At 72.1% G+C, this 13,783-nt stretch carries 11 protein-coding genes; 2 read left to right on the forward strand and 9 right to left on the reverse strand.

Going from position 1 to position 13,783, the window contains the following annotated elements:
• Positions 1–36 precede the first annotated feature (36 nt).
• Positions 37–852, reverse strand: coding sequence for a DUF4190 domain-containing protein (locus tag ACFYXK_RS06055; protein WP_389410016.1), 816 nt, complete (start codon positions 850–852; stop codon positions 37–39).
• A 156-nt stretch (positions 853–1,008) separates the two neighbouring features.
• A complete protein-coding gene (gene nucS, locus ACFYXK_RS06060; protein ID WP_030295252.1) occupies positions 1,009–1,680 on the reverse strand; it encodes an endonuclease NucS in 672 nt (223 codons plus the stop codon).
• 220 nt (positions 1,681–1,900) lie between these two features.
• On the opposite strand from nucS, the gene ACFYXK_RS06065 reads away from it, so the two are divergent.
• Entirely contained in the window at positions 1,901–2,293 is a 393-nt protein-coding gene (locus ACFYXK_RS06065; RefSeq protein WP_030153794.1) for an SCO5389 family protein, read from the forward strand.
• Between the two features lie 106 nt (positions 2,294–2,399).
• Here ACFYXK_RS06065 and ACFYXK_RS06070 read toward each other — a convergent pair whose 3' ends face one another.
• The gene (locus ACFYXK_RS06070) at positions 2,400–3,419 is read right to left on the reverse strand and encodes an LLM class flavin-dependent oxidoreductase (RefSeq protein WP_389410017.1); all 1,020 of its coding nucleotides are present in this window, start codon (positions 3,417–3,419) and stop codon (positions 2,400–2,402) included.
• Between the two features lie 229 nt (positions 3,420–3,648).
• On the opposite strand from ACFYXK_RS06070, the gene ACFYXK_RS06075 reads away from it, so the two are divergent.
• The gene (locus ACFYXK_RS06075; RefSeq protein ID WP_383504276.1) at positions 3,649–3,975 is read left to right on the forward strand and encodes an ATP/GTP-binding protein; all 327 of its coding nucleotides are present in this window, start codon (positions 3,649–3,651) and stop codon (positions 3,973–3,975) included.
• Positions 3,976–4,002: 27 nt separating this feature from the next.
• Here ACFYXK_RS06075 and ACFYXK_RS06080 read toward each other — a convergent pair whose 3' ends face one another.
• The 6 genes from ACFYXK_RS06080 to scy form a co-directional block, all read right to left on the reverse strand.
• The gene (locus ACFYXK_RS06080; protein WP_389410018.1) at positions 4,003–4,881 is read right to left on the reverse strand and encodes an ABC transporter permease; all 879 of its coding nucleotides are present in this window, start codon (positions 4,879–4,881) and stop codon (positions 4,003–4,005) included.
• Positions 4,878–6,005, reverse strand: a complete 1,128-nt coding sequence (locus ACFYXK_RS06085) for an ABC transporter ATP-binding protein (protein ID WP_389410019.1) — start codon at positions 6,003–6,005, stop codon at positions 4,878–4,880. The genes ACFYXK_RS06080 and ACFYXK_RS06085 overlap by 4 nt, the downstream gene beginning before the upstream one ends.
• A 188-nt stretch (positions 6,006–6,193) precedes the next feature.
• Complete coding sequence (locus ACFYXK_RS06090; protein ID WP_389410020.1) at positions 6,194–6,952, reverse strand: ABC transporter permease; 759 nt, start codon at positions 6,950–6,952, stop codon at positions 6,194–6,196.
• 2 nt (positions 6,953–6,954) lie between these two features.
• A complete protein-coding gene (locus ACFYXK_RS06095; RefSeq protein ID WP_383504270.1) occupies positions 6,955–7,977 on the reverse strand; it encodes an ABC transporter ATP-binding protein in 1,023 nt (340 codons plus the stop codon).
• A gap of 137 nt (positions 7,978–8,114) precedes the next feature.
• A complete protein-coding gene (locus ACFYXK_RS06100; RefSeq protein ID WP_030153801.1) occupies positions 8,115–9,053 on the reverse strand; it encodes a cellulose-binding protein in 939 nt (312 codons plus the stop codon).
• Between the two features lie 193 nt (positions 9,054–9,246).
• Positions 9,247–13,782 carry a polarized growth protein Scy gene (gene scy / locus ACFYXK_RS06105; protein WP_389410021.1) on the reverse strand — a complete coding sequence of 1,512 codons (4,536 nt, stop codon included), beginning with the start codon at positions 13,780–13,782 and terminating at the stop codon, positions 9,247–9,249.
• Between the last annotated feature and the right edge of the window lies 1 nt (position 13,783).

Below are 13,783 nucleotides of genomic sequence, written 5' to 3' on the forward strand. Positions count from 1 at the left end.
GGCGGCGCGGGTCAGGCAAGATCCGGAAGAGACGGTCTAGGGGGCGGCGGCTCGGGAGCCGGTGGCGTGGACCGAGCCGGTGCTCGAGCCGTCGGCGTCGGCCACGAAGCAGGTGACCTCGCGTTCGCCGGCGTCCCAGCTGCCGGAGTCCGGGGCGTAGTGGTAGTACTCCAGCGACGGCGGGAGTTTCACGGCCTCGCCCACGTAGTCGGTGAGCAGCGTCCCGGCGCACTTCTCGTCGGCGGTCGAGCTGACCTCGTCCCTGCCCGGGTACGGTCCGTCCTCCAGGTCGAAGACGGCGTACGCCTCTGCCTTGTGAGCCTGGTCGCACGGCACGATCTGCACCGACACGGACGCCTGGGCGCCGCCCTCCTTGCCGTAGTCCGCCAGGTCGTCGTCCGTGTTGAAGCAGTCGCCCGTGCGGATGTCCCGTATGTCGCTGGTGCCCGGCGCGGTGACGCGGCCGGTGCTGTCGCGCTCCGGCCCGTCGTCCAGCACTCCGGTGAACCCGAACGCCAGCACGGCCGCGAAGAACACGAGCGTCAGGCCGTGGATGACGATGGCCGCGATGGCGAAGCCCTTGCCCTTCTCGCCGCGGTCGCGGATCTGGGTGAGGGCGACGATGCCGAGGATCAGCGGGACCAGCGGTATCGCGCAGAGGATCGACATGACGAACGCCACGACGGCCAGCGTGTTCGTCTTCTGCGCAGGCGGCGCGTACCAGCCCTGCTGTTCGCCCTGGGGTCCGGGCGGACCGGGCGGCCCGGGCGGACCCGGTGGACCGGGCTGCCCCTGCCGTTCCCACTGCGGGTACGGCTCGGGGGATGACGGCGGTTGCGGTGGAGTGGACATGCGCGTTGCCCTCCTTGTGCAGAAGGTGAGACGCAGCCGACAGCGGCAACCCCGGCGGAGCGGACCGCATGCGCCGTACCGCGCCGACGCATGCCCGCCGATGGGGAGTTGTGCCACTCCTACGCTACTGCCGGGCCCTGACCCCGGCGAGCCGGGTCAGAAGAGGCGGAGCTTGTCGTCCTCGATGCCGCGGAGGGCGTTGTAGTCCAGGACCACGCAGTCCATGCCGCGGTCCGTGGCCAGGACTCGCGCCTGCGGCTTGATCTCCTGGGCCGCGAAGACGCCCCGCACCGGCGCCAGGTGCGGATCCCGGTTCAGCAGTTCCAGGTAGCGGGTCAGCTGCTCGACGCCGTCGATCTCGCCGCGGCGCTTGATCTCCACCGCCACCGTCCCGCCGGAGGCGTCCCGGCACAGGATGTCCACCGGGCCGATCGCCGTCATGTACTCGCGCCGGATCAGCGTGTAGCCGTCGCCCAGCGTTTCGATCCGGTCCGCCAGGAGCTCCTGGAGGTGTGCCTCCACGCCGTCCTTGATCAGACCCGGGTCGACGCCCAGCTCGTGGGAGGAGTCGTGGAGGACTTCCTCCATGGTGATGATGAGCTTCTCACCCGCCTTGTTGACGACCGTCCAGACGCCGGCCTCGTCCCCGGTCCCCTCCTTGAGGGTGCAGGGGGGCGACATCCAGTTGAGCGGTTTGTACGCCCGGTCGTCCGCGTGGATCGAGACACTGCCGTCGGCCTTCACGAGGATCAGACGGGGTGCCGAGGGCAGATGGGCGGTGAGCCGGCCCGCGTAGTCGACGGAGCAGCGGGCAATGACGAGACGCATGGTCGGCAACGCTACTCGACCGATGGGCCTCCACGCGATTCGCCCCTGAAAGCCCCGTTCGCCGATGGCGCGTTGTATGCGCATTCTCCTGGTGCGCCACCCATGGGGCGCCTACCGTGGTGAGCAGGAGGTTGCGGAGCGTGCACGCTGCGTCGCCGCCTCCGTCCCTGCCCGTAAGACTCCGGCAACCCAAACCGCCGGGGTCGCGAGAGGAGAACCCATGTCGCTCGACGTCTCACCGGCCCTACTCGAACAGGCCGAGCGAGGCGAGGTCGACGAAGCCGCTTTCGTCGACTGCGTCCGGACCTCCCTGCCCTTCGCGTGGGAGATGATCAGCTCGCTGGTGGCACAGCTGAAGGTGGACGGCGGAGAGTTCGCCGACAACCAGACGCCGCCGCCCGACGAGCAGGCGCGTGGCCAGCTGCTGCGCGCCCTCGCGAGTGACGCGATACGTGGTGCGCTGCAGCGGCACTTCGGGGTGCGCCTGGCATTCCAGAACTGCCACCGTGTGGCCGTGTTCCCGCTGGATCCTTCCTCGGACGACCGGCTGGCCAAGTTCACTTCGATCCGTGGCCAGCTGCTCAACCAGTCGCCCGAGCTCCGGGACTGCTGACCAACCGTACGAACCGCATGACAGGCATGACCTGCACGACCCGCACGACCGTACTCCGCTGCCGCTCCGTATCGCGGGAGGTGCCATTGATACCGGAGCGGCAGCCTCAGCCGAGACGGGGCAGGACCTCGGCGCCGAGGCGCCGTACGTTCTCCTCCGTCGCGGCGAGATCCCCGGAGCCCTCCGTCAGCAGGGCGAACCGCGTGATCCCGGTCCGCTCCGAGGTGGCCGCGAGCCGATTCGCCGCCAGCCGCGGGGTGCCCACGGGGTGCAGGTCGCAGAGCAGCTCGGTGTAGCCGACGGGGTCCCGCATCGCGCGCTCCCGGCCGTCGACCGTCACGTGCGCGTCCAGCCCCTGCTTCAGCCAGCCCGGCATCGCCTTCAGCAGGGCCTCGCGTGCGTCGGCCGTACGGTCCGCCAGCTGGCACACGCCCGCCGACACGTGCGGGGCGTCCGGGCACCGGCCCGCCGCCGCGGCCGTACGCCGGTACAGCGCGACCATGGCCGCCTTGTCCTCGTCCCCGCAGTGCATGCCCAGCAGCATCGGCAACCCCCGCTCCGCGGCCAGCCGTACCGACGCGGGGGAGGTGCAGGCGACGATCACTTCCGGCCCTGATCCGTCCCCGTCCAGCGCCTCCGACGGGCGCGGTACGACGGCCACTTCGCGAAACCCGTACCGCTCGCCGGCAGCCGCCACCCGCGGCTCGGTGAGCCAGCGCCGCAGCAGGTCCAGGTCCTCCGGGAACTCCTTCTCGTAGGCGTCCAGGCCGCCGCCGAACACCTCCAGGTCCACCCAGGGCCCGCCCCGGCCCACCCCCAGGGTGAACCGGCCGCCCGAGGTCAGGTGCAGCAGCGCCGCCTGCTCCCCGAGGGCCACCGGGTGCGTGCTCGGCAGCACGCTCACCGCCGTGCCCACCCGCAGCCGCCGGGTCCGCCCCAGCAGCAGCGCCGCCAGGGTCACCGCCGACGGGCAGACCCCGTACGGGACGAAATGGTGCTCGGCGAGCCAGACCGAGTCGAGCCCGGCCTCCTCGGCCACCTCGGCGGTCCGCACCGCCCGGTGCAACGCCTCCCCCTGTCCCTGGCCCGGGAACTGGGCCGCCAGTACAAACGCTCCTACGCGCATCGCCTTTACCCTCCTCGTGGCTGACGCGGCCTCCCCCAGGTTGACCGGTTCATCTGATGGCAACAACGTCTGACACGTGCCAAAGGCACGGTCTGACGGCAAAGTTATTGGGATAGTCAGGCCAATCGACGGCGTCGCGCCGCCTCTGTCAGCCACCCTGCGGGTACCCGGCCTCGCTGCGCGTAGTCTGGGAGAAAGTCACTTCCGTCCGCCCATCCGTGAGGTATACGTGTCACCGCGCCACAACCGCCCCAGGGGCGGCGAGACTCCGGACGAACGCCCCAGTACCGGCCTCGACCGGTTCGGGTTGGAGCGCACCGAGGAGTACCAGGGCGAGGAGTGGAAGGTCCGGCACGTCGCGGGCGCGAGCGCGGCGGGCAAGCGCTACCGCTGCCCGGGCTGCGACCAGGAGATCCCCTCCGGGACCCCGCACCTGGTGGCCTGGCCGGAGTACGGCGGCGTGGACGACCGCCGGCACTGGCACAAGGCCTGCTGGAACGCGAAGGACCGCCGCACCTCACGGGTGCAGCGGTCCAGGAACGCGCCCAGGTACTAGGAGCCGCGGCGGCTCGGATGTCGACGGTCAGACGTCGCGGCGGCCGACCACCACGTACGAGCCCGCCACCGCGGCCCCCGTCACCAGCAGGAGCAGCAGCAGCTGCGCCGCGTTGCCCGGCAGGTTGGCGGTGTCGTTGTTCGGCAGGCCGAACAACTGCATGAGGGCGACCGGGGCGTTGTACTGGAGCACGGCCCGGCCGATCGGGGCCAGGGTCTCCCACATGCTGAGCATCCCCCCTATCACCGGCGGCAGCGTGACCAGTCCCAGCATCACGGCGATCGCCCCGGCGGAGTGCCGCAGCATCGCCCCGATCGCCAGGCCGAGCACGCCGAGCAGGGTGACGTACAGGCAGCCGGACAGGGCGTCGACCCATTCCCGGCCGCCGTGCGGCCCGGCGGCCGTGCCGCCCCGCAGGATCGCGGAGGCCAGCCCGACCACCGCAACCGAACCGGTGACGGCCAGGAAGGCGACGGTGGAGAAGACGAGGTACTTCGCGGTCAGCACCCGGGCCCGGTCGGGGGCGGCGGTGAAGGTCGTGCGGATCAGCCCCGTGCCGTACTCGGAGGTGATCGTCAGGATCCCGAGCACCATCACGGAGACCTGGCCCACCAGCAGCCCGAAGAGAGCGGGCGCCGTGAGCGGCACGTCCTGGTAGTCGGCCGAGCGGGTCTCGGAGACGGCGAGCAGTCCGACGCCGACGACGAGCAGCACCAGCGAGCCGAGCGTCCACACGGTGGAGCGCACCGAGACCATCTTCGTCCACTCCGAGGCCACGGCGTGCCCGAGGTGCGGCCGGGGCGTCGGGAGCGGCGAGGTGTAGCTCTTCGGCCGGTCCGCGGTGCCCGTGGGCCCGGTGCTCGTGGGCTCGATGCTCGTGGGCTCGATGCTCGTGGGGCCGGTCATCGGGTGTCCTTGCGGGTGTCCGTCGGGGTGTTCTGGGGGGCGCCGGCGAGCTCGCCGGGGCTGCTGGGCATCAGGAAGGGCTGCCCGCCCGCCCCGGGCGGCGGGGGAGCGAAGAAGCCGGTCTGCGGCACCTCCGGGGCCGGGAGCTCGTCCTCCCAGGCGGGGACGCTCAGCGGCTCCGGCTCCCACAGCTCGGCGCGCGGGTCGTCGGTGGAGGTGTACTCCACGGCGGGCTGGGTCATCCGCATGTAGGCCTCCTCGAGCGAGGCCCGGTGCGGGGAGAGCTCCCACAGCCGTACGCCGGCCCCGTGCGCGAGGTCGGAGATGCGGGGCAGCTCCAGGCCGGTCACGCGCAGTGCCCCGTCGGGCTCCTGGAGGACCCGGCCGCCCGCCTTGGTCAGGGCCGTACCCAGTGCATCCCGGCCACCGTGATCATTGTCGGCCGCGCGTACCCGCGCGAATCCGGCCGAGTTGTGCGCGATGAACTCCTGGGTGCCCATGTCGGCCAGCAGCCGTCCCCGGCCGATCACGATCAGGTGGTCGGCGGTCAGTGCCATCTCGCTCATGAGGTGTGAGGAAACGAACACCGTGCGGCCCTCGGCGGCGAGCCGGCGCATGAGGGTGCGGACCCAGAGGATGCCCTCGGGGTCGAGCCCGTTGACCGGCTCGTCGAACAGCAGCACCTGGGGGTCGCCGAGGAGGGCGGCGGCGATGCCGAGCCGCTGGCCCATGCCGAGCGAGAAGCCCTTCGTACGCTGCCCGGCGACGTCCTGGAGCCCGACCACGGCGAGCACCTCGTCGACCCGCTTCTCCGGGATGCCGGAGAGCTGGGCGAGGGAGAGCAGGTGCCTGCGGGCCCGGCGGCCGCCGTGCACGGCTTTGGCGTCGAGCAGGGCACCGACGTGCCGCTGGGCGTTCGGAAGCTGTCGGAAGGGCACGCCGTTGATCGTCACGCGGCCTGCCGTGGGCCGGTCCAGGCCGAGGATCATGCGCATGGTGGTGGACTTCCCGGAGCCGTTCGGCCCCAGGAATCCCGTCACGTGACCTGGCCTGACCTGGAAGGACAGCTGGTCGACGGCGGTCTTGGCGCCGTAGCGCTTGGTCAGGCCGACAGCCTCGATCATTGCTCTGCCTCTGCTCTGCCCCTTGCCAGGACCGGACGGCTTTCGTCCGCGTAAGGGTTAAGAGGATATCGAGTCGCCTACGGTTCCACCCCGGACCGGATCCCTGAGCTGACCCTGAGCCCGACCCGGGGATGACCCGTAGTACCGGCGGCGTCCGTCGCAGGATGGACGCCGCTTGCCCGTACGGATCAGGCGTCGCGCTTCTTCAGGACGAGCAGGCCGCCGATCACGGAGGCGGCGACCCAGAGCACCATGATGCCGAGACCGCCCCAGGGGCCGTACGGCGTCTCGGCGCTCCCGAAGGCGTCGGGTACCACCAGCATGATCCTCGAACCGGCGTTGCTGGGCAGGTACTGCCCGACCGAACGGGTCGCCTCGAAGCCTGCGAGGAGGTTCGAGACGATCAGGAAGAACGGGATCAGAAGGCTGATCGCGGCGACGGAGCTGCGCAGCATGGCCGCCACACCCATGCAGAACAGGGCGATGAGTGCCATGTACACACCGGCGCCCACCACGGCGCGCAGAACGTTCTCCTCGCCCAGGCCGATGCCGGAGTCGCCCAGGAGCGCCTGGGTGAGGAAGAACGACACGAAGCTGGTCAGCAGCCCGACGGCCAGGGCCAGCGCCGTCGCCACGGCCATCTTGCCGAGCAGGAAGCGCGTGCGGTGCGGTACCGCGGCCAGCGAAGTGCGGATCATGCTCGTGCTGTACTCGGTGCTGACGACCATCACACCGAAAACGATCATCGCCAGCTGTCCGAACTGCATGGAGCTGAAGCTCAGTGCGGTCGGATCGAAGGGCACGTCCTGGTTGGTCGTGTCGTACGTGGCGGCGAACAGTGCGGCGAACCCGACGGTGACGAGGAAGACGAGGGCCAGGGTCCAGATCGTCGAGGCGACCGTGCGGATCTTGGTCCACTCGGACTTGAGGACGGCGTTGAAGGCCATGGTCACTCGCCGCCCTTGCGCGTCGCCTCGTAACCGGCGCCCCACGCGGGGACGTCGGCCGGCCGGGCCGGGTTGTCGGCCGCCTGGCCGGGCCCGGGCAGCATGCCCGGGGCGCCCGGCGCGTGGGCGTGGTACTCGACGGAGTCCGCCGTCATGCGCATGAACGCTTCCTCCAGTGAAGCCCGTTGCGGGCTGAGTTCGTGCAGCACGATCTGGTGCTGGGCGGCCAGCTCGCCGAGCCGTTCCGCGCCCACCCCGTCGATCTCCAGCGTGCCGGTGGCCGGGACGCTGATGGCGTCGATACCAGCCTCGTGCAGGATGTCCTTGAGCCGCTCCTGCTGCGGCGAGCGCAGCCTCACGTAGCTGCGCGAGTTCTGGTGAATGAAATCAGCCATCGACATGTCGGCCAAAAGCTTTCCCTGGCCGATGACGATCAAATGGTCTGCGGTCAGCGCCATTTCGCTCATCAAGTGGGAGGAGACGAAGATCGTTCTCCCCTCGGCCGCCAGCCCCTTCATCAGATTCCTGATCCAGAGAATTCCCTCCGGGTCCAGACCATTGACGGGCTCGTCGAACATGAGGATCTCCGGATCACCCAGCAGGGCAGAGGCGATTCCCAGCCGCTGGCCCATGCCCAGCGAAAATCCTTTCGACTTCTTCTTCGCAACGGGCGTCAGCCCGACAAGATCCAGTACTTCGGCCACCCGGCTCTCCGGGATCCGGTTCGACTGGGCAAGGCAGAGAAGGTTGTTGTATGCGCTGCGGCCACCGTGCATGGCTTTCGCGTCCAGCAGCGCTCCGATGTGCTTCAGCGGCTCCGGCAGGTCCCGGTAGTGCTTCCCGTCGATCCGGACCGTACCGCTGGTCGGGTTGTCGAGGTCGAGCATCATGCGCATGGTCGTGGACTTGCCCGCCCCGTTGGGGCCGAGGAAGCCCGTCACCACCCCCGGTCTGACCTGGAAGCTGAGGTGGTCCACGGCGGTCTTCGCGCCGAATCGTTTCGTAAGGCCCTCAAGCTCGATCATGCGGCTCACGCTAGAACGCCCGAGGGCCCCACGCCACCTCAAAAAGGTGACACAGGGCCCTCGGGCAGGACATTTCGCTACCAGCGAGTAGCTGGTGAGTGGCCGACAGGTCGACCGCCGGTGAACTGCCCGGCGTACTAGCGGCTCTGCTGCGCCGGAACGCCGCGCGTGACGGGCTCGTCGTCGACGATCGGGTTGGCCGCCGCGACGGCCGCACCGGTCAGCGTCGCCAGCATCTCGCGGACGTTGGTCAGCTGGGCGTTGATGGAGTCGCGGCGGTTGGTGAGCGCCGCCAGCTCGCGCTCGGACTCGCTGCGGATGCGGTCGGCCTTCGCGTTGGCATCGGCGACGATGTCCTCGGCCTGGCGCTGCGCGGTCTCCACGGTCTGGCGGGCGCGGCGTTCGGCGTCCGTACGCAGCTTCTCGGCCTCCAGGCGCAGCTGCTCGGCGCGGTGCTCGATCTCCGCGAGGCGCTTCTCGGCCTTGGCCTGGCGCGAGGCCAGGTCGCGCTCGGACTGCTCGCGGCGCTTGGCCAGGTTGGTCTCGAAGTCCGCGGCGGCCTGCGCGGCCTTGGCGCGGGTCTCCTCGAACAGGGCGTCGGCCTCCTCGCGCTTGGAGGCGGCGTCCTTCTGGGCCTCGGCACGCAGGGTGGAAGCGTCGCCCTTGGCCTTCTCGACGATGCGGACGCCCTCGTCCTCCGCCTTCGACTTGCGGTCGGCGGCGAACGACTCGGCGTCGTTGCGGACCTGCTGGGCAGCCGACTCGGCGAGCTCACGGTGCTGCTCGGCCGCGCGACGGGCCTCCTCGCGCAGGTCCTTCGCCTCCTCCTCGGCCAGGCGCAGGATCTTCTCGACCCGGGCGCCGAGGCCGGCGTACGACGGCTCGGCGTCGCTCACCTGGGCCTGGGCGTTCTGCGTCTCGAGGTGCAGCTCCTCGATCCGCTTTTCCAGAGAGTTGATACGTCCAAGGGCGCTGTCGCGGTCGGAGACCAGCTTGGTAATGCGGTCGTCCACCTGACCGCGGTCGTAACCACGCCGCACGAGCTCGAAGCCGAAGGGGGAGGAAGTGTCGCTCATGGGGTTCCTGTCGAATGAGACCGATGAGGTGCTACGTGAGGTGTTAGGGGAATCCTAGGCGCCGAAGCGGCGTGTCTTCGAGTCAATCCGCGATTGATCTGGACAATGACACCCCTTTTGAGTGGCAAGGCGGCAGAATGCTTGTCACTCGTTCGCCTGAACCTTCATCAGGAACACACATCTCGGTCGCTGACTAGCCCTCCGACGACTTGCCACCCGAACGAGTGGAACCGGCAGCAGCCCCGGCCTTCACGCCCCCCGCGCCCTGGCCCCCGACCGCGGGCTTTCCGCCGCCCGAAGGCGCCTCGAATGATTCCAACGCCTCAAGAACGTCCTGGACACGGGAGATCTCCGCCTGGATGTCCTCGCGCCTGCGCACCAGGACCTCCAGCTCACGGCGCCCCTCGTCGACCAGACGCTCCGCCTCCGCCTTCGCCTGCGCGAGGGCCTTCTCGGCCTCCCGGGCCAGCTCGGCCTTCTTCTGCTCGGCCTCCTTGAGCAGCGCCTCGGCCTTGCGGACCGCCGCGATCCGGACCTTGCTCGCCTCGCTGCTCGCGTCCGACACCAGCGCCTTGGCCTTCGCCTCGGCCTCGACGCTCTGCTCGGTCGCCGCCCGGACCAGCTTGTCCACGCGCTCGCCGGCCGACTTCATCTGCTCGGCCGACTCCCGGCGGGCCCGCTCGTGCAGCTCCTCGACCTCGCCCTCGACGCGGGAGCGCAGCTCCTCCGCCCGCTCCCTTATGGCGGCGGCGTCCGTACGCGCCCCGACGAGCAGCTCGTCCGCATCCGTACGGGCCTTCTCCACCAGGGAGTTGCCCTCGACGGTCGCCTCCGAGGAGATCCGCGCGGCCTCCTTGCGGGCCGCGTCGACCATCGCGTCGGCCTGCTCCTCGGCCGCCGTCGTGGCGGCCAGGGCCTGCGCCTGGGCATCGGAGGCGAGCTTGTCCGCCTCGGACGCCGCCTCGGTGATGAGCCGGTCCACCTGCTCCGCAGCCTCGCTGCGCCGCTTGTTGGCCTCCTCACGGGCGTCGTCCAGCAGCCGCTCGGACTCCGCGCGGGCCTCCGTACGGGTGCGCTCCGCCGCGGTCGCCGCCTCGGCCTTGACGCGCTCGGCCTCGGACCGGGTACGGGTCGCGTGCTCCTGCGCCGAGGCCAGGGCCTCCGACGCCTCCGCACGCAGCCGTTCGGCCTCGGCCTGGGCCTCGCCGACCGTGCGCTCGTTGTCCTTGCGGGTCTGCTCGGTGAGCTTGTCCGCCTCGGACGCCGCCTCGGTGATGAGCCGGTCCGCCTGCTCGGCGGCCTCGCTGCGCAGCCGGCCCGCCTCCGCGCGCGCCTCGTCGAGGGTCCGCTCGGACTCCCGCTCGGCGCTCGCCAGGGTCTCGTTCGCCGCGACCGTGACCCGGTCCGCCTCCGCGGTGGCCTCGCCGATGATCCGGCCGCCCTCCGCACGGGCGTCGTCCAGGGTCTGCGCCGCCTCCGTGCGCAGCCGCTCGGCCTCCGCCGCGGCCTCGCCGACGGTGGCCTCGTTGGCCGCACGCGTCTCGTCGACCAGCCGGTCGCCCTCGTTGCGGGCGTCGACCAGGATCCGCGTCGCGTCCCGCTCGGCCGCGGCCAGCATGTCGGACGCCTGGCGGGTGAGCCGCTCGGCCTTCGCCGTCGCCTCGCCGACCGTCGTCTCGTTCGCGGCGCGCGTCTCCTCCGTGAGCCGCTCCGCCTCGGACACGGCCTCGGTGACGAGCCGGTCCGCCTGCTCCGCCGCCTCGGTCCGCAGCCGGTTGGCCTCCGAGCGCGCCTCGTCCAGCGTGCCCGCCGCCTCGGTGCGGGTGGCGTCGGCCGCCTCGGCCGCCTCGGTGGTGATCCGCTCCGCCTCCGCGGTGGCCTCGCCGACGGTGGCCGCGTTCGCCGCCAGGGTCTCCTCGGTGAGCCGCTCGGCCTCCGCCGTCGCCTCGGCGACGATCCGGCCGCCCTCGGCGCGCGAGGACTCCAGGGACTCCGCCGCCTCGCCGCGGATCCGGTTCGCGTCGTCACGGGCATCGGCCCGGGTACGGGCCGCGTCGCGTTCGGCCGCGGCCAGTGCGTCCGTCGCCTCCGTACGCACCCGCTGGGCGTAGTCGGCGGTGTCGCTGCGCAGCTGCTCCGCCTCGGCGATCGCGTCGCCGACCGTGCGCTCGGCCAGCGCCTTCGCCGCGTCCGTCTCGGAACGCGCCTCGGTGCGGATCCGGTTGGCGTCCTCGGTGGCCCGCTCGCGCTCGTCGTAGGCGTCCGCGCGGACGCGCGCAGCCTCCTCCTCGGCCTCCGTCTTCGTACGCTCCGCCGCGTGCTCGGCGGCGCTGCGCAGCCCGGTGATCTCCTCCTCGGCCTGCTCGTGCAGACCGGCCACGGCGTCGCGTACCTGCTGGGCGGTGGTCTCCGCCGCCGACACCAGCTCCGCGGCGCGCCGCTCCGCCTCCTCGGTCAGGCGGGTCGCCTCGGCCTGCGCCTCCTCGGAGCGCTTGCGGGCCGCGGCCAGCAGCTCCTCGCTCTGCTCGCGGGCCTGCGCCCGCTCGCTGTCCGCGTCCGTACGGGCCGACGCGAGGGTCTCCTCGGCCTCCCGGCGGCGCCGGGCGGCCTCCTCCTGCGCGGCGGCCAGCGCCTCGGCAGCCTCCATCGCGACCCGCTCGGCGGCGGCCTTGGCCTCCGCACGCAGCCGGTCCGCGGTCTCCTGAGCCTCGGTGCGCACCCGCTCCGCCTCGGACTCCGCCTCACTGCGCAGCCGTACGGCGACCTGCTCGGCCTCCGCACGCGCCCGCCCGGCGTCGTCCGCCGCGTCCGTGCGCAGCTGGTCGGCCTCCGCCTCCGCCTGCGCCTGGAGGCTGCGGATCCGCTCCGCCGACTCGGCGCGCAGCCGGTCGATCTCCTCGGTGGTCTCCCGGCGGATGTTCTCCGCCGCCCCGCGGGCGTCGCGCAGCGTCTGCTCGGCCGTGCCCAGCCGGCTCTCGGCCTCGGAGTGCAGGCGGACGAGCTCCTCGTCGGCCTCCGCCCGCTTCGCCGCGACGGCCTGCTCGGTCTCCTCGCGCCGTGCCCGGGCCGCGGCGTCGGCCTCGGCGCGGACGGCCTGCGCCTGCTCCTCGGCCTCGTCGCGCAGCCGCTCCGCCTCGGCGCGGGTCCGCTCGAGGGTCTCCTCGGCCTGCTTGCGCAGCGTGGTGGCCCGCTCGACCGCCTCGGCGCGGACCCGCTCGCTCTCGGCGCTCGCCCCGCCGCGCAGCTCGTCCGCGTCCGACTTGGCCTTGCCCAGCAGCTCCTCGGCGGTCCGGGCCGCCTCCTCGATCTGCTGGACCGCCTCGCGGCGGGCCTCGCCGCGGATCCGCTCGCCCTCGGCGACGGCCTCGGCGCGCAGCTGCTCGGCCTCGCCGCGCAGCCGCCGGGCCTCCTCCTGGAGTTCGACGGTCCGGGCCCGGTACTCCTCGGTGTCGTCCTTCGCGGCGCCCTTGAGCTCGTCGGCCGTGGCCGCCGCCTGGGCGCGCAGCCGCTCCGCCTCGGACTCCGCCTCGCGGCGGATCCGCTCCGCCTCCTCGGACGCCGCGCGGGTGGTGGCCCGCGCGTCCTCCGAGGCCTTGTTCAGTACGTCCTCGGCCGTGCGGGCCGCCTTCGCCAGCTGGGCGGCCGTGTCCTCGGCCGCCGCCGCGCGGGCCTGCTCCGCGGCCTCCGCGCGCAGCCGCTCGACGCCGGCGCGGGCGTCGGCGAGGGTCTGCTCGGCCTCGGCCTTGAGGACCTCGGCCTCCTTGGTGGCCTCGCCGACCAGCCGGGCCACCTGCTCCTTGGCGGTGCGGGTGCGCTGCTCGTTGACGGACTCCGCCGAGGCGAGCTGCCGGGCGGAGCTCTCCTTGGCGTCCGCGAGGAGCTTCTCGGCCTCGGCGCGCGCCGAGCGCAGGGCGCCGTCGGCCTCCTGGACCCGCTGCTCGGCCACCCGGCCGAGGTCGAGGGTCTGCTGCCGGGTCTGCTCGGCCTCGGCGGTGGTGCTGCTGCGCAGCCGCTCGGCGTGCTCGGTGGCCTCCTGGGCCTGCGTGGACGCAGCGGTCAGCAGCCGCTCCGCCTCCTTGCGGGCGCGCAGCAGGGTGGCTTCGGTCTCCGCACGGGCGGCCTCGGCGTCGGCGGCCAGCCGGCGCCGGGTCTCCTCGGCGACGCGGGCGGCCTCGGCGCGGGCGGCGTTCAGGGACTGCTCGGCCTCGGCGCGGGACTCGTCCATGAGCCGGCGGGCCTGGGACTCCGTACGGGCGCGCAGCTGCTCGGCCCAGGCGACGTTCTCGTTGACGTGCGCCTCGACGGTCTGGCGGCGCTCGTTGAGCTCCTGGTCCAGACGCTGGCGGCGGTTGACGGCCTCGGCGTGCAGCTCGGCCTGCAGGCGCGCCTGGTGCTCGGCGTGCTCCTGCAGGATGCGCTGGGTCTGCGCCCTGGCGTCGCGCAGCTCGCGCTCGGCGTCCGAGCGCATCTGGTCGGCCTGGATCTGGGCATTACGGAGCAGCTGCTCCGCCTGGTAGCCCATGTCCGCACTGTCGTAGGCGGGGCGGGACGCCAGATTGCGGCGTACCTCGTGGAGCTTGGCGCGCAGCACCTCGACCTGGTACCCGAGGTCTTCGGCGTGCTGGACGGCCTTCCCGCGCTCCTTCTTCAGCCGCTCCATCTCGGCTTCGAAGCGCGAGAGATGGTCGGCTTCAGCCTGATGGCTCTCCTGGCTTTCGTAGCCCCGCACA

The sequence above is a fragment of the Streptomyces sp. NPDC002209 genome, assembly GCF_042890265.1.
In the GTDB taxonomy this organism is placed as follows: Bacteria; Actinomycetota; Actinomycetes; order Streptomycetales; family Streptomycetaceae; genus Streptomyces.